This is a genomic window from Sphingomonas parapaucimobilis NBRC 15100, assembly GCF_000787715.1.
Lineage (GTDB): Bacteria > Pseudomonadota > Alphaproteobacteria > Sphingomonadales > Sphingomonadaceae > Sphingomonas > Sphingomonas parapaucimobilis.
The window spans coordinates 1-14895 of record NZ_BBPI01000041.1; the positions used below are offsets into that span (position 1 = coordinate 1).

Consider the following 14895-nt stretch of genomic DNA (forward strand, 5'->3'; position numbering starts at 1 on the left):
CCGCACAGATCGTCCCTATTGGCACTCCCCCCTCCACCACCCTGCGGGTGGTCCCCCTCCCCGTACCGGGGAGGATTTTATGGGTTCGCGCGGAGGCGCGGAGAACGCGGAGGGGTTTGGCTCTGGGGCAAACCCCTCGGATCACCAACCTGCCGGAGTAGAAAGCTTGTCAGAGCGGCAAGCCAGCCATCTCTGCGTTCTCCGCGCCTCCGCGCCAACAATCCCTTTTAAAGCGCCCGCTTGAACGCCCAGCTGACATGCGCGCCGCCCGCAGGCGTCTCGCCGGTGACGACCAGTTGCTGCGTGGCGACCGGACGGCCGGTGCCGTCGATCCACAGCGACTCTTCGATCGCCAGCGTGCCGCCCCGGCAGCGGAACTGCCACAATGCGCCATCGTCGAGGCGCAGGATCGCCTGCCCGCTCTCGGCGGTCACCATCGCCTCCACCCCGTCGCCGAGATGGAAGCGCAGGGCGAATACCGTGCTGCCCGCCTGCCGCTTGCGCCCTTCGGGCAGCAACGCATCCTCGCCGCGCAGCTCGCGGCCGTCGCCGGTCAGCAATAGCTGGCGGCGATGGGTGAAGCCGTAACGGCGGACATAGCCGTCATGGCTCGCCTCGATCCGGCTCGCAGCGTCCGATTCCTGGCGGCTCAGCTCGACCTGGGCGACGCCGCGCCCCAGCGTGCCGTCGGCATGGATGGCGGTGGAGTTGCTGTCGCCCAGCGTCAGCGTCGAATGCGCCGCCGTGGTGCGCAGGCCATGGGCGAGGCTGGCGGGCACCTGCGCCACGGTCGCGCGGGCGCCGCCGCAATTGACGACGATGCGTTGCGCGCCGTCCGAAAACTCGAAAGCCAGCGTCGAGGCGCAGCCACCCTCGATCGCCCGCGCGATCGGTGGCGGCGCGGCATCCATGACCAGCACCGCCTGCGCCGCCGCCAATCGCTGATACCCCCAGTCACCCGCCTGGCGCAGCGGCCGGGTGCGCACGCCAGATGCCTCGATGACGGCGGCGATCCGCTCGGGCGTTTCGGGGCCGGAGCCTTGCCAACTCGATAGCGCGCGGTCCCCGTGCATGACGCCCAGCAGCGCGGAGATCATCCGCTGCAATCGCGTCTGGAACTGTTCGGGAAAGGCCAGCCCGCGCGCGTCATAGACTTCGCGCATCATGGTCAGCAGCATCACCGCGTCGAGCTGCACCGCCGGACTGCGCGCGATGACGCCGCCATCGGTGAACAGCCCGGTGTCGAGCGCGCGGGCCAGCCCCGCCTCGCCGAACGCCTGGCGCGGATCACCGCCCGCCAGCAGCAGACCGGCCGCGATCACCCCGCACCAGGCCGCGATCCGCGCCACGCCCGCGGGCGCCTTGTCCGCGCCGCGATCCAGATGCCGCGCCCCCCTCGCCATCGTGTTGAGCACGCGCGAGCGATAGACGAGATCGGTCGATGACAGGATCAGCGGCGCATGCGCGGTCCAGAACAGGATGCGCCGCCCCCACAGATCGGGCCGCCAGGCGGTGGCATCGACCGTCTCGGCAAAGGCGTCGAGCCAGCGGCCCATCAGATATTCGGCGATCGGCGCGCCCTGCGCCCGCGTCGCGACGGTCGACAGGTCGCGCAGCCAGGCAAAGCTGTGCAGATGATCGGCAAAGCCGGTCGACCAGTCGGGCCGGGCGAAGTCGATCGATTCGACCCCGCGCTCCTCGCCGCGCCAGTCGAGCACGCCGCCGAGCAGCGCATGGCCACGCTCGATATCGCCCAGCACGGGATCCTCGGGCACCGCCATCAGCTTCAGCGGATGCCGCCCCTTCAGCCGCAGCGAATGGAGCGGCGTGCGCCAGGTCAGCCGGTGGAGATGCTCGCTGAGCCGATCCGCGAGCGACAGGCCGCCGCTCTGGACGCGGACCAGGCGTTTGCCTTCCTCGATGCTGTCGGCGGCAATACGGGCCTCTTCGGCCCCCATGCGATCGCGCATTGGAGTCAACGACCCGCTCAACCGCGCAAAGCGGCGATGTTCGCGGCGTAATGCTCCGGGCCACCCCGGAAGGCGGCAGTGCCCGCGACCAGCGCATCGGCCCCGGCCTCGATACAGCGCCTGGCCCAGGCCGGGTCGACGCCGCCATCCACCTCCAGGTCGATGGCGCGGCCCGAATGCTCGATCATCTTGCGGATCGCTGAAATCTTCTTGAGCTGGCTTTCGATGAAGCTCTGGCCGCCGAAACCGGGGTTCACGCTCATCACCAGCACCAGGTCGACCATGTCGATCAGGTAATCCAGCATCTTGGCGGGCGTGGCGGGGTTCAGGACGACGCCCGCGCGCTTGCCCAGCCCCTTGATGTGCTGGATCGTGCGGTGGATGTGCGGCCCCGCCTCCGGGTGGACGGTGATGGTGTCCGCGCCCGCCTCGGCAAAGGCGTCGAGATAGGCGTCGATCGGCGAGATCATCAGATGCACGTCGAACGGCTTGGTCGTGTGCGGGCGCAGCGCCTTCACCACCGCCGGGCCGATGGTGATGTTGGGCACGAAATGGCCGTCCATCACATCGATGTGAATCCAGTCGGCGCCCGCGGCGTCGATGGCCCGGACTTCTTCGCCCAGCTTGGCGAAATCGGCGGACAGAATGGAGGGAGCGATACGGACGGGATGCATGGCCCCCCTTACCCGGATATCGCGCCCAAGTCAGCCTTTGCGTTGCAGCATCGCGATGAAGAACCCGTCGAGCCGCCCTTCTTTCGCGAGCATCGTCGGCAGGGTGCGGATCGTGCCCTTGTCCGTGATCCCCGGCCATTCGCCAGCGATCGGGACCAGCGCGTAATCGGGGCGCTCGGCCAGGAAGGCCGCGATCTGATTCTCGCCCTCCTCCGGCTCCAGCGAGCAGGTGGCATAGACCAAGGTCCCGCCGGGCTTCAGCCAGTCGGCGGCGCGGCCCAGGATGACGCGCTGCAACGCGGCCATCTCGGCGACGATCGCGGGGCGGACGCGGTAGAGGACGTCCGGGTGGCGGCGGAAGATGCCGCTGGCGCTGCACGGCGCGTCGACCAGGATCGCGTCGACCTGATCCTTGGGCGCCCATTCGCGCAGGTCGGCGGTGACCACCTCGGCCGACTGGTTGGTGCGCTCCAGATTTTCAGCGAGCCGGGCGAGGCGCGACTCGGACTGGTCGATGGCGGTGACGGTCCATCCGGCGGCGGCGAGTTGGAGCGTCTTGCCCCCCGGCGCGGCGCACAGGTCGAGCACATGGCCCCTGCCCTGCCCCAGCAGGCGCGCGGGGATCGAAGCGGCAAGGTCCTGCACCCACCAGGCGCCTTCGTCGAAGCCCTGCAACTCCATCACCGCGTTACCCGACGGCAAACGCACATGACCGGGCAGCAGGCTGACCCCGCCCAGCTTTTCTACCCATTCCTCGGTCGCGGAGGGATCGGCCAGCGTCAGGTCGAGCGGCGGCGGGGCGGAGATGGCGTGGGCGGCGGCCTCGACCATCTCCTCGCCCCAATTCTCTTCCCAGCGTGCCTCGGTGGCGTCGGGCAGCGCCGGGATTTCGGGGAGCAGCACGCCGCTCTTGGTGATCGTGCTGAACACACCGTGGACCAGCTTGCGCGGGCCGCCATCGACCAGCGGCAGCACGGTCGAGATCGCCGCATGCGGCGGCGTGCCCAGCGCCAGCACCTGGACCAGCGCGATGCGCAAGGCAAAGCGCGCCTTGGCATCGTCGGGCAAGCGCTGCTTGGTGGCCGAGTCGATCAGCGCGTCGAGATCGGGCAGGCGGCGCAACGTCTCAGCGGCGATCGCATGGGCCAGGCCGCGATCCGGTCCGCCTGGAAGCGAGCGCGTCGCCGACGCCAGCGCGGCCTCCAGCGGCTCGCCCCGGCGCAGCACCGCGTCGAGCAGGCGGATGGCGGCGCGGCGGGCGGCGGTGCCCAGCGGCTCGGTCGGGCGCTGCTGCCGCCCGCGCCGGTCCTCACCCTTGGGCGCACCCCGGCGATCGGGACGGCCACGGGTCGGCGATTGGGGAGGACGTGTCACTTGGCAAAACTCCTGTCAGCCCCGACATGGGCTGCAATATATTCGTCCCCTTAGTCGAAAGGACCGCCCATGGGCCAGCGCCCCGACCATGTGAAGCCGCCCGCCTATCTGTCGCAGAACCCGCCCGTGCCGCAACCCGAGGCCAAGCCGGAGCCGCAGGAGGATCCGTTGGGGAAAAACCCGGTGCGCTACGGGGATTGGGAATTGAAGGGGATCGCGGTCGATTTTTGAGGGGAGAGGCCCTCTACTTCTTTCTCCCCTCCCGCAGGCGGGAGGGGCCGGGGGAGGGAAAAGCCGCAAGCGATGGTCTCTGTGAGACTCCCTGCCCTCCCCCATCCCCTCCCGCCTGCGGGCGGGGAGCGGCAAGAGGATGGGTCAGGGAAATCCAACCGCCGTTCAGCCTGAGCGAAGTCGAAGGCCATGCCCCGACCTCACCCCAATCACCGACGGACCAGAGTCCCCGCCCCCTGCCTGGTGAAGATCTCCAGCAGCATCCCGTGCGGCACCCGCCCGTCCAGGATCACCGCCGCGTCCACGCCGGCCTCGACCGCGTTGACGCAGGTTTCCAGCTTGGGGATCATCCCCCCCGAAATCGTCCCGTCCGTCCGCAGCTCGGCGATCTTGGCCGGGTTCAGGTCGGTCATCAGCTCGCCCTGCTTGTCCAGCACGCCCGCGACATCGGTCAGCAGGAAGAAGCGCGACGCGCCCAGCCGCGCGGCGATCGCGCCCGCCATGGTGTCGGCGTTGATGTTATAGGTGTGCCCGTCCAGCCCGATCGCGACCGGCGCGATGACCGGGATGATGCCGTCGGCGCACAGGCTCTCGATCAGGCGCGGGTCGACCGCGACCGGCTCGCCGACGAAACCCAGGTCGACATGGCGCTCGATGCCCTGGAGCGGATCGGCCTCGCGCCCCTGGATCTTCTCGGCGATGACGAGGCCCGCATCCTTGCCCGAGATGCCGACGGCGCGGCCCCCGGCGGCGGCGATCCAGCTGACGATTTCCTTGTTGATCGAACCCGCCAGCACCATTTCGGCGATCTGCGCCGTTTCGCGGTCGGTGACGCGCAGGCCGTTGACGAACTGCGACTCGACGCCCAGCCGCTTGAGCATCGCGCCGATCTGCGGCCCGCCGCCATGGACCACGACCGGATTGATGCCGACCGCCTTCAGCAGCACCATGTCCTCGGCGAAGTCGCGCTGCCGCTCGGGATCGCCCATGGCGTGGCCGCCATATTTCACCACGAAGGTCTTGCCCGCATAACGCTGAAGATAGGGCAGCGCCTCGGTCAGCGTCTCGGCCTTGGCGAGCAGGGCGGCGTCGGGATCGTGGTTGGTCATGAGCGGCCCTTTATCGCGCGCGCGCGGCGGGGAAAACCGGCAATATGGGTCAGGCGCGGTCCAGCCGCCGCCCCAGCCCGACGAACACATAGATCAGCGGCGGCACCAGCACGGCTGACAGCGTGACCTTGGCGATCATCTGCCCCACGAGCAGCTGGCCGATCGGGAAGGCGCCGTAAAAGGCGATGGTGACGAACAGCAGCGTGTCGACCACCTGGCTGAGCATGCTGGCGATCGCCGCGCGCAGCCAGAGGAGCTTGCTGCCCTCCTTGCCCTTCAGCGCGGCGAAGATGGTGACGTTCAGCGTCTGCGACACGCCGTAAGCGACGATGCCGCCCAGCCAGATCCGCCAGGTCGAACCCAGCACCAGCTGGATCGCGTCGCGATTGGCCGGGATCATCTCCGGCGAGGCGGGCAGCGTGTAGACGATGAAGGACAGCACGAGCGACACCAGCAGCGGCACGAAGCCCACCCGCACCAGCCGCCCGGCGGTGGCGGGGCCATGCAGCTCGGCCACCGCGCTGGAGGTCACGACCAGCAGCAGGAAGGCGAAGATGCCCGCCTCCACCGCCAGCGGGCCGAGCGCCACCTGCTTGTTGCCCAGCACGCCCGCAATGCAGACCATGCCGCCATAGAAGATCGACAGGGCGAACAGGGACGGCGTGATCAGGCGGGGGCGAGCGGAAATGTCGGGCTGGTCCATCGGCGACTGCTAGCGCGAAATCGGTCCGGGGCAAAGGACTTGCGATCCTCCCCGACACGGGGAGGTGGCGCACGCAGCGGTGGTGGAGGGGGGATTCCTACACAGGGCGTCGCGCGCGGCACGCCCCCTCCACCAGCTCCGCTGGTCCCCCTCCCCGTGCCGGGGAGGATTGGAAGCTCAACCGCTTGCACCGCGCCCCGCGACACGCTCTATTCTCCGCCAAAGCAACAAAAGGGGGATCATATGCGGTTGGCAAAATGGCTCGGCGGGGTGGCGGCGACGCTGGCGATGCTGCCCGGCATCGCGGCGGCGCAGGATCGCCCGGACCAGAAGGCGTTCTTCGACCTGTACAAGCAGCTGGTCGAAACCAACACCAGCCTGTCGGTCGGCAGCTGCACCCAGGCCTCCGCCCAGATCGCCGAACGGCTGAAGGCGGCGGGATACGGGCAAGCCGACATCACCCTGTTTTCGGTCCCCGAACATCCCAAGGACGGCGGCATCGTCGCGGTCCTGCCCGGCACCGACAAGCGGTTGAAACCGATGCTGCTGCTCGGCCATCTCGACGTGGTCGAGGCCAAGCGTGAGGACTGGACCCGCGATCCGTTCAAGCTGATCGAGGAGGACGGCTTCCTCTATGGCCGCGGCACCGTCGACGACAAGGCGATGAGCGCGGTCTGGGCCGACACGCTGATCCGCCTGAAGAAGACGCCGCCCAAGCGCACGATCAAGATGGCGCTGACCTGTGGCGAGGAGACGACCTTCGCCTTTAACGGCGCGGAATGGCTGGCCAAGAACAAGCCCGACCTGATCGCCGCCGAATTCGTCCTGAACGAGGGCGGCGGCGGGCGGCTCGATTCGGACGGCAAGCGCGAGCTGCTGGCGGTGCAGGTCGGCGAGAAGGCGGCGCAGAACTATACCTTCCTCGCCACCAATCCGGGCGGGCACAGCTCGCAGCCGACGCCGGAAAATGCGATCTACGAACTCGCCGACGCGGTGAAGGCGGTGCAAGGTTACGAATTCCCCGTCCACCTGACCGACACCACCCGCGCCTTCCTGACCGCAACCGCGCAAAAGGTCGGCGGCCAGCTGGGCGATGCGATCACCCGGCTGCTCGCCAACCCGGAGGACAAGGCCGCCGACGCGATCGTCAGCCAGGACAAGGCGCTGCACTCCACACTGCGCACCACCTGCGTCGCGACGTTGCTCCAGGCAGGTCACGCCGAAAACGCCCTGCCCCAGCGCGCCACCGCCAATATCAATTGCCGCATCTTTCCCGGCGAAACGGTCGAGGGCACGCTGGCGAAGCTGAAGGAGCTGGCAGGCCCCAAGATCACCGTCACCGCCAACCAGCCGGTTCGCCCGACCGCCATTCCGCCCAAGCTCGACCCGAAGATCATCGGCCCGATGAAGACGCTCGCCGCCAAGCACTTTCCCGGTGTGCCCCTGGTCCCGATGATGTCGACCGGCGCCACCGACGGTATCTTCTTCCAGGCGATCGGCATCCCCGTCTACGGCGCGCCGGGCATGTTCATTGAAAAGGACATGTCGGGCATCCATGGCCTGAACGAGCGGATCCGGGTCAGCTCGCTCTATGACGGGCGGGATTATCTCTACGATCTCGTCCGGGCCTATGCCTATTGAGAGGAATGGCGCGGGGCCTGACAAGGGGCGCCCCGCGCCGGATCGACAGGCGGGGATAGACGGCGAAATCGCCGATGAAGATCGGTGCGGGCGGATGGGTCGCGCCCAGACAGGGCAACCGCCCCCTTCTCCGCATGAAGGTGGCGACGATCGCATGACGAAGACCCGATGGGGAGCGGCGGATATCGGCCACCAAGCTGCCAATCCGCTGAACGCCGCCGCCACGCGCGGTTCAGATTAAATGAAGCAATATCCTCGCCATACGGGAGATTATGGTTCTGAGGCTATTGCCATGAAGATGCTCAAGACCGGATTGCTGGCGGTCCTCGCCGGTGGGGCCATGCTGACCGCCACGGCCGCCAGTGCGCAGGGCTGGCGTTATGACGAATATCGTGCGCATCAGGCCGCGCGCGGAGCGGACGTCCATGCCTGGCAGGCGGGGCGCGACCAGCGGGCGGCGGACGAGGCGGCCTATTATGGCGATTACCGCGCGGCCGATGCCTATGCCCATGCCGCCGCCGTGCGACGGCACGAAGCGCGACGCGACGCGCGTTTTGCCCGGCATGAACGCCATGCCGCCCGGTGGGATTATTGGCGCGGCTATTGAGCCGCTATGCCGCAAACGAAAAGGGCCGGTGCGAGGGTTCGCACCGGCCCTTTTCATGAGGGTCCGACAGACGGCCGATCAGCCGTCGTAATCGGCGCCCAGATTCTGGTTGCGCGGCGGAGCGGCGGCGGTCAGGCGCAGCGCCTCGGCCGAGGCCTGCAGGCTGCCGACATCGTCCGCCTCGTCCTCGTCGTCGATCTGGACGCGCTGCAGGCTGTTGACCACGGCTTCTTCCAGATGGGTCGGACGAACCGTTTCCTCTGCGATCTCGCGCAGGGCGACGACCGGATTTTTATCGCGATCGCGATCGACGGTCAGATCCGCCCCGCCCGAAATCTGACGAGCCCGCTGCGCCGCGAACAGCACCAGATCGAAACGGTTGGGAATCTTGTCGACGCAATCTTCGACGGTGACGCGCGCCATGCGTGTGTCCTTCGCAAATAATGCTGGGATGAAAGCGTGCCGCCTAGCAGCAAAGGCCGCCCAAGTCAAAAGCCTTGGGCTTGCAACGCCCCCACCCCCTGGGTCGTTACGTTTTCGACAGGATCACACACCCCAAGGAGCCGCGCCATTTCCGCCCCCCATCCGCCCGAACAGCCCGGTTTCCAGGTCGACGGGCAAAGGCTGACCCTGCTCGACACGGGGCCACGGCGACTGGAGGCGGTGCTGGCCCTGATCGACGGGGCGCAGGTCTCGCTGCGCATCCTCTATTATATCTATTCGGATGACGAGACCGGGCGGCGGGTCCGCGACGCGATGATCGCAGCGGCCCGGCGCGGCGTCGCCGTGTCGGTGATCGTCGACGGCTTCGGCGCGGGCGCGGACGCGGCGTTCTTCCGCCCTCTGGTCGACGCGGGCGCGCGGCTGTCGCGGTTCGAGCCGCGCTTCGGCCGCCGCTACCTGCTGCGCAACCATCAGAAGCTGGCGCTGGCGGATGCCGAAGGGCCTTCCCCCTCGATCATCATCGGTGGCTTCAATATCGAGGACGATTATTTCGGCACCCCCGCCGACCAGAGCTGGCGCGATCTGGGCCTGCTGGTCGAGGGTTCGGCGGCGGCGCGCATGGCGGGGTATTTCGATGCGCTGTTCGCCTGGACGCAAAATCCCAGGGGGCGCCTGCGCGACCTGAACAAGGCGCTGGCGCATTGGAGCGAGTCGAAGGGAAATTTGCGCTGGTTGATCGGCGGGCCGACCCGGCGGCTGTCGCCCTGGGCGCGGACGGTGCGCGAGGATATGCGGCGGGGGCGACGGATCGACGTGATCGCCGCCTATTTCACCCCCAGCCCCACCATGCTCCGCCGCCTCGACCGGGCGGGACGGCGCGAGGCCGAGGTGCGGATCGTGACGGCGGGCAAGTCCGACAACGAGGCCACGATCGCGGCGGCGCGCTTCACCTATGCGGGCCTGCTGCGCAAGGGCGTGCGAATCTTCGAATACCAACTGACCAAGCTGCATACGAAACTATACGTCATCGACGATGCGGTGCATGTCGGCTCGGCCAATTTCGACATGCGCAGCCTGTTCGTGAATCTGGAGCTGATGCTGCGGATCGAGGACCGGGCCTTTGCCGATCATGTCCGTGCCTATGTCGATGGCGAGGTCACGCGATCGGATGCGATCACGCCCGCCTGGTACAAGCGGAATACCCGCTGGTTCCAGCGGCTGCGCCAGTTCGCGGCGTATCTGCTGATCGCGGTGATCGACCCGTCGGTATCGCGCGGGCTGAATTTCGGGATCGAGCCGCCCGACGGGGATTGATCCTCCCCGCTCGCGGGGAGGTGGCAGGGCGAAGCCCTGTAGAAGGGGGGGCTTCCAAACAGGTCGCCCTTATCGGCCCGCCCCCTCCACCATGCTGCGCATGGTCCCCCTCCCCGTACCGGGGAGGATCGGCTTCAGTCCTTCCAGGCCCAGTAGAGCTGCGCCGGGGGCACGTTCCACCATTCCATGTCGTGGTCGATGTTCGACCAGTGCGGAACCAGGAAGTCCTTCACCTTGGGGCTGAACTGATAGACCAGGAACGCGCCGCCGGGGCGCAGCACGTCATGCGTGCCTTGCGCGATCGCCGGACCGACGCCGGCCGGCAGGGTCGAGAAGGGCAGGCCCGACAGGACATAGTCGGCATGGTCGAAACCATGGTCGCGCACGATCTTCTGCACGTCCGCCGCCGAGCCGTTCACCGCCGCGAAACGTGAGTCGACGATGGTGTGGCTGAGATAGTCGCAGAAATCGGCATTGGTATCGATCGCGATCAGCTTGGCGTCGGGCGCCATGCGCTCGAGGATCGGGCGGCAGAAGGTGCCGACACCGGGGCCATATTCCACGAACAGCTTGGTGTTGGCCCAGTCGACGGGGGCCAGCATCTTGCGGATCAGCTTGCCCGACGACGGAATGATCGAGCCCACCATCACCGGGTGCTTCAGGAACTGCTGAAAGAACATCTGGCCGGGCGACGGATAACCCGTGGCGTCGGTGCGGGACTTGCGCGCGGCGGTGGTCGAGCTGGGCATCGAGTTCCTGTCGTTCGTGATCCCCGCGTAAGGGACGCGCGAGGGAAACCCCCTCGTCGCACAGGTGCCGAACGACTTTCAAGCTATTGGGTTGCGGCGGGGTGCTGCATTCCGTCGCAAAGCGGACTCGATCGACGGGGGATTTGGCATGGACCGGACAGGGCAGATCGCGGTGATTTTCGTGTCGCAACGGACGGTCGGCGATGCGGAGGGCTATGCCGGGGCGGCGGAGGCGATGGACGCCCTCGCCGCGCGGCAGCCGGGATATTGCGGAGTCGACAGCGTGCGTGGGGCGGATGGACTGGGCATCACCGTCAGCTGGTGGGCGGACGAAGCCAGCGCCTTGGCATGGCGGGCGCATCCCGAACATGCCGCGATCCGGGAGCGCGGGCGGGCGCAATGGTATTCGCGCTATGAGGTGGCGGTGGCCGAGGTGGGCCGGAGTTATAATTGGGCGAACGATCCCGCCCGTTGATCTGGTCGCTCCCCTCCCGCAGGCGGGAGGGGATGGGGGAGGGCAAGGAGTCTCACCGAGACCATCGCCCGTGGCAGGCCCCCACCCCAAACCCCTCCCCCCTGCCGGGAGGAGGGGCTTCAGAAGGAGGAAGGCTTACCTTTCAGGGCGTCTTGTCCCCTCGCGGCGTCAGCATCCCCGGCGCGATGAAGCCGATCGGCTGGATCGCCGCCGCCTCCTGCTTCAGCTTGGCGGCGATCTGTTCGTAATCGCGCTCCATCTCCGGCGTCACGCTGGCGCGCGCCTCGGTCAGCGCCTCGTCGAAGGCGGCCATGTCGACCTGGGTCGCACCGGGCGCCTTGCGCAGCGCGATCAGACCCGCCCGGCGCACCACATCGCCCAGGTCGGCGCCGGTAAAGCGATCGGTCCGCGCCGCCACATCGTCCAGGTCGACATCGCTGGCGAGCGGCATCCTGGCGGTCTGGATGCCCAGGATGCGCCGCCGCCCGGCCTTGTCCGGCACGCCGACATAGATCAGCTCATCGAACCGCCCCGGCCGCAGCAGCGCCGGATCGATCAGGTTGGGCCGGTTGGTCGCGCCGATCACGACGACCGACTGCAACTCCTCCAGCCCGTCCATCTCGGCGAGGATGGTGTTGACCACCCGCTCGGTCACCTGCGGCTCGCCCAGGCCACCGCCGCGCGCGGGGACCAGCGAATCCAGTTCGTCGATGAAGATCACCGTCGGCGCGACCTGCCGCGCGCGGGCGAACAGCTTCGTGATCTGCTGCTCGCTCTCGCCATACCATTTGGACAGCAGATCGCTCGACTTGGTGGCGATGAAATTCGCCTCCGCCTCGCGCGCCACCGCCTTCGCCAGCAGCGTCTTGCCGGTGCCGGGGGGACCGTAGAGCAGGAAGCCCTTGGCGGGCCGGATGCCCAGACGCCGGAAGGCATCCGGGTCCTTCAGCGGCAGCTCGACGCCTTCCTTCAGCTTCATCTGCGCGGTGTCGAGCCCGCCGACATCCTCCCAGCGGACGGTCGGCGCCTGCACCATCACCTCGCGCATCGCCGAGGGCTGGACGCGCTTCAGCGCCTCCAGGAAATCCTCGCGCGTCACCGACAGCATATCCAGCACCTCGGCCGGGATGGTCCGCTCCTCGAGGTTCAGGCGCGGCATGATCCGCCGCACCGCCTCGATCGCCGCCTCGCGGGTCAGCGCCGCCAAGTCCGCGCCGACGAAGCCGAAGGTGGTGCGCGCCAGCTCGTTCAGGTCGACCTTGTCGCCCAGCGGCATGCCGCGCGTGTGGATGCCCAATATCTCACGCCGCCCGCGCTCGTCGGGCACACCGACCACGATCTCGCGGTCGAAGCGGCCTGGCCGCCGCAGCGCCTCGTCGATCGCCTCGGGGCGATTCGTGGCGGCGATGATGACCAGATTCGCCCGCGCCTCCAGCCCGTCCATCAGGGTGAGCAACTGCGCGACGAGTCGCTTCTCCGCCTCGCCCTGCACGCGGTCGCGCTTGGGCGCGATCGAGTCGATTTCGTCGATGAAGACGATCGAGGGCGCGGACTTGGTCGCTTCCTCGAAAATCTCGCGCAGCCGCTGCTCCGACTCGCCATAAGCCGAGCCCATGATCTCGGGGCCGTTGATGAGGAAGAATTGCGCATCCGACTCGTTGGCGACGGCACGGGCCAGCCGCGTCTTGCCGGTGCCGGGCGGGCCATGGAGCAGCACGCCCTTGGGCGGCTCGACACCCAGCCGCTCGAACAACTCGGGGTAACGCAAGGGCAGTTCGACCATCTCGCGCAACTGGTCGATGGTCGAGGCCATGCCGCCGATATCGTCGTAGGTGACGTCGGCCCGCCGCGCCTCGCGCGGTTCCTCATATTCGGGGCGCAGCTCGACCTCGGTATTCTCGTCGATATGGACGACGCCCTTGGGGCTGGCCGCGACGACCGCGAGGCGGATCTCCTGAAGCGCATAGGCCGGCGCGTTCATGAATTGCGCGACGCCCGGCGGCATGTTGGTGACGCGTTGCTGCCCCGCGGTCGCCACCACATCGCCCTGGCAGAGCGGCCGGTTGAAGAAGGTCCGCTTGAGCGCCTGGGCCGAACCCTGGAGCCGCAGATTCTGTTGCGCAGGCGCAAAGACGACACGGGTTGCGGGCTTCGACTCGACCTTGCGCACCTCGACGAAATCACCCGAGCCGACGCCCGCATTCGCCCGCTGCAACCCGTCGATGCGGACGAGGTCGAGCCCTTCATCCTCGGGATAGGGGGCAACCGCCCGCGCCGGGGTCGCCTGCTTGCCGACGATCTCGACCACGTCGCCCTCGGTGATGCCCAGTGCCGCCATCAGGCTGCGCGGGACATGGGCGAGGCCACGGCCCGAATCCTCGGGGCGGCTATTGGCCACCTGTATCTTGCGGGTCGGCGCGTCGCTGTCGGCCATGATCGTCCCTTGGCTAAGTGTCTGAGACACGAAAGCGCGGGACGTGGGGGCGGGTTCCGGTCCGCAAAAGGGCATGCGGCCCAGCCGGGGCAAAAAAAAGGGCCGATCGAAACGACCAGCCCGTGAAAGTTTTTAGGAGAGGATGCCTGAAAGGCCCGTTCCTTTTGCAGTGCGACACGTTATGTTGCAAGTGCGAAAAGCTTGGCTATGATTGCAGTTTGTGCAATCTTCTGCCCAATAGGTCAACGAGTACAGGTACGCCATGCGCAGGCTCCCCCCGCTGGGTGCGATCGAAGCATTTGTCCAGGTCGTGCGCCTGGGCTCCATCAAGGCGGCGGCCGAGGAACTAGCGCTGTCCGCGCCCGCGCTCAGCCGCCGGGTGCAGACGCTGGAGCGCTTTGTCGGCAAGCCGCTGTTCGCCAGGCGGCATCAGGCGATGGTGCCCAATGAGGACGGGCAGCGCCTGATGGAGCAGATCGCGCCGCTGCTCGACCAATTGTCGGACGCGGTGGAGGCGATGACCAGCGGGCAGGAAGTGCTGCGCCTGCGCCTGGGCGTCCTTCCGCTCTATGCGTCGCAGCGGCTGTTCCCGCATATGGGCCTGCTGCGCGCAGCGCATCCCGAACTGCATCTTGACATCGACACCGCCGGACACGGCATCGCGCGGCTGGGCGAAGGGCTGGACGCGGTGATCGCGCTGGGCCGCGACATCGATCCCTCGCTCTATGCCAAGCGACTCGACCGCAACAAGGTCTATGTCATCGGCGCCAAGCGACTGCTCGAAGGTCCCAACCCGCTGCTCCGTCCCGAGCAGATGAACGGCATGACCGCCTTGCTGCACCGCGAAATGCCCGACGCCTTCACCGCCTGGTGCCAGGCCGCCGGGCTGACCGAGATCAAGCCCAAGGCGATCGACTTCTTCGACTCGGGCGGCCTGATGCTGGAAGCGGTGGCGCAGGGGCTGGGCATCGCCTTCATGCATGCCAGCCATTTCGAACATGCCCATGACCCGCGTCTGGTGCGGCTGTTCGATATCGAGGTCGACAGCCCGTACAGCCACTGGTTCGTCTGCCGACCGCGCGCGCTTCAGCAAAAGTCGGTGAAGCTGTTCCACGACTGGCTGATCCGGACATTGTATCCCGAAGCGGCGTAAGCGAAATGCTCGCCCTA

At 67.7% G+C, this 14895-nt stretch carries 14 protein-coding genes; 6 read left to right on the forward strand and 8 right to left on the reverse strand.

Translation table 11 applies throughout. The features are described from left to right. Positions 1-227: 227 nt before the first annotated feature. From SP5_RS08125 to SP5_RS08135, 3 genes are read right to left on the reverse strand one after another with little or no spacing between them, the layout of a single operon-like run. Positions 228-1970: a heparinase II/III family protein gene (locus tag SP5_RS08125; RefSeq protein ID WP_042486762.1), complete on the reverse strand. Its 1743-nt coding sequence runs from the start codon at positions 1968-1970 to the stop codon at positions 228-230. A 17-nt stretch (positions 1971-1987) separates the two neighbouring features. Next, a complete protein-coding gene (gene rpe, locus SP5_RS08130; protein WP_042486764.1) occupies positions 1988-2644 on the reverse strand; it encodes a ribulose-phosphate 3-epimerase in 657 nt (218 codons plus the stop codon). A 30-nt stretch (positions 2645-2674) separates the two neighbouring features. Beyond that, positions 2675-4018, reverse strand: coding sequence for an RsmB/NOP family class I SAM-dependent RNA methyltransferase (locus SP5_RS08135; RefSeq protein ID WP_439645607.1), 1344 nt, complete (start codon positions 4016-4018; stop codon positions 2675-2677). A gap of 69 nt (positions 4019-4087) precedes the next feature. On the opposite strand from SP5_RS08135, the gene SP5_RS18740 reads away from it, so the two are divergent. Next, positions 4088-4249: a DUF1674 domain-containing protein gene (locus SP5_RS18740; protein WP_007407029.1), complete on the forward strand. Its 162-nt coding sequence runs from the start codon at positions 4088-4090 to the stop codon at positions 4247-4249. A gap of 209 nt (positions 4250-4458) precedes the next feature. Here the strand turns inward: SP5_RS18740 and argB are convergent, their stop codons facing one another. Both argB and SP5_RS08145 read right to left on the reverse strand, forming a co-directional pair. Further along, a complete protein-coding gene (gene argB / locus SP5_RS08140; protein WP_042486766.1) occupies positions 4459-5358 on the reverse strand; it encodes an acetylglutamate kinase in 900 nt (299 codons plus the stop codon). Between the two features lie 49 nt (positions 5359-5407). Then, positions 5408-6061: a queuosine precursor transporter gene (locus SP5_RS08145; RefSeq protein WP_083748156.1), complete on the reverse strand. Its 654-nt coding sequence runs from the start codon at positions 6059-6061 to the stop codon at positions 5408-5410. Between the two features lie 243 nt (positions 6062-6304). On the opposite strand from SP5_RS08145, the gene SP5_RS08150 reads away from it, so the two are divergent. Both SP5_RS08150 and SP5_RS08155 read left to right on the forward strand, forming a co-directional pair. After that, the gene (locus SP5_RS08150) at positions 6305-7702 is read left to right on the forward strand and encodes a M20/M25/M40 family metallo-hydrolase (protein WP_042486769.1); all 1398 of its coding nucleotides are present in this window, start codon (positions 6305-6307) and stop codon (positions 7700-7702) included. A gap of 292 nt (positions 7703-7994) precedes the next feature. Then, positions 7995-8309, forward strand: coding sequence for a hypothetical protein (locus SP5_RS08155; protein ID WP_042486771.1), 315 nt, complete (start codon positions 7995-7997; stop codon positions 8307-8309). Between the two features lie 78 nt (positions 8310-8387). Here the strand turns inward: SP5_RS08155 and rpoZ are convergent, their stop codons facing one another. Next, entirely contained in the window at positions 8388-8732 is a 345-nt protein-coding gene (gene rpoZ / locus SP5_RS08160; RefSeq protein ID WP_042486773.1) for a DNA-directed RNA polymerase subunit omega, read from the reverse strand. A gap of 147 nt (positions 8733-8879) precedes the next feature. Between rpoZ and SP5_RS08165 the strand changes: the two genes are divergently transcribed. Then, positions 8880-10067 (forward strand): phospholipase D-like domain-containing protein, encoded by a 1188-nt coding sequence (locus SP5_RS08165; protein ID WP_042486794.1) that lies wholly within the window; start codon positions 8880-8882, stop codon positions 10065-10067. Positions 10068-10201: 134 nt separating this feature from the next. On the opposite strand, the gene SP5_RS08170 is transcribed toward SP5_RS08165, so the two are convergent. Next, complete coding sequence (locus tag SP5_RS08170) at positions 10202-10816, reverse strand: class I SAM-dependent methyltransferase (RefSeq protein ID WP_042486776.1); 615 nt, start codon at positions 10814-10816, stop codon at positions 10202-10204. 148 nt (positions 10817-10964) lie between these two features. On the opposite strand from SP5_RS08170, the gene SP5_RS08175 reads away from it, so the two are divergent. After that, a complete protein-coding gene (locus SP5_RS08175; RefSeq protein WP_042486779.1) occupies positions 10965-11291 on the forward strand; it encodes an antibiotic biosynthesis monooxygenase family protein in 327 nt (108 codons plus the stop codon). Positions 11292-11433: 142 nt separating this feature from the next. On the opposite strand, the gene SP5_RS08180 is transcribed toward SP5_RS08175, so the two are convergent. Continuing rightward, a complete protein-coding gene (locus tag SP5_RS08180; protein ID WP_042486782.1) occupies positions 11434-13725 on the reverse strand; it encodes a CDC48 family AAA ATPase in 2292 nt (763 codons plus the stop codon). Positions 13726-13987: 262 nt separating this feature from the next. Between SP5_RS08180 and SP5_RS08185 the strand changes: the two genes are divergently transcribed. After that, a complete protein-coding gene (locus tag SP5_RS08185) occupies positions 13988-14878 on the forward strand; it encodes a LysR substrate-binding domain-containing protein (protein ID WP_042486785.1) in 891 nt (296 codons plus the stop codon). The last annotated feature ends 17 nt before the right edge of the window (positions 14879-14895 follow it).

What these genes read in the sequence shown, in the direction of transcription:
- SP5_RS08125 (WP_042486762.1), bottom strand. Translation starts at nt 1,970, where the DNA reads ATGCGCGATCGCATGGGGGCCGAAGAGGCCCGTATTGCCGCCGACAGC.
- rpe (WP_042486764.1), bottom strand. Translation starts at nt 2,644, where the DNA reads ATGCATCCCGTCCGTATCGCTCCCTCCATTCTGTCCGCCGATTTCGCC.
- SP5_RS18740 (WP_007407029.1), top strand. Translation starts at nt 4,088, where the DNA reads ATGGGCCAGCGCCCCGACCATGTGAAGCCGCCCGCCTATCTGTCGCAG.
- argB (WP_042486766.1), bottom strand. Translation starts at nt 5,358, where the DNA reads ATGACCAACCACGATCCCGACGCCGCCCTGCTCGCCAAGGCCGAGACG.
- SP5_RS08145 (WP_083748156.1), bottom strand. Translation starts at nt 6,061, where the DNA reads ATGGACCAGCCCGACATTTCCGCTCGCCCCCGCCTGATCACGCCGTCC.
- SP5_RS08150 (WP_042486769.1), top strand. Translation starts at nt 6,305, where the DNA reads ATGCGGTTGGCAAAATGGCTCGGCGGGGTGGCGGCGACGCTGGCGATG.
- SP5_RS08155 (WP_042486771.1), top strand. Translation starts at nt 7,995, where the DNA reads ATGAAGATGCTCAAGACCGGATTGCTGGCGGTCCTCGCCGGTGGGGCC.
- rpoZ (WP_042486773.1), bottom strand. Translation starts at nt 8,732, where the DNA reads ATGGCGCGCGTCACCGTCGAAGATTGCGTCGACAAGATTCCCAACCGT.
- SP5_RS08170 (WP_042486776.1), bottom strand. Translation starts at nt 10,816, where the DNA reads ATGCCCAGCTCGACCACCGCCGCGCGCAAGTCCCGCACCGACGCCACG.
- SP5_RS08175 (WP_042486779.1), top strand. Translation starts at nt 10,965, where the DNA reads ATGGACCGGACAGGGCAGATCGCGGTGATTTTCGTGTCGCAACGGACG.
- SP5_RS08180 (WP_042486782.1), bottom strand. Translation starts at nt 13,725, where the DNA reads ATGGCCGACAGCGACGCGCCGACCCGCAAGATACAGGTGGCCAATAGC.
- SP5_RS08185 (WP_042486785.1), top strand. Translation starts at nt 13,988, where the DNA reads ATGCGCAGGCTCCCCCCGCTGGGTGCGATCGAAGCATTTGTCCAGGTC.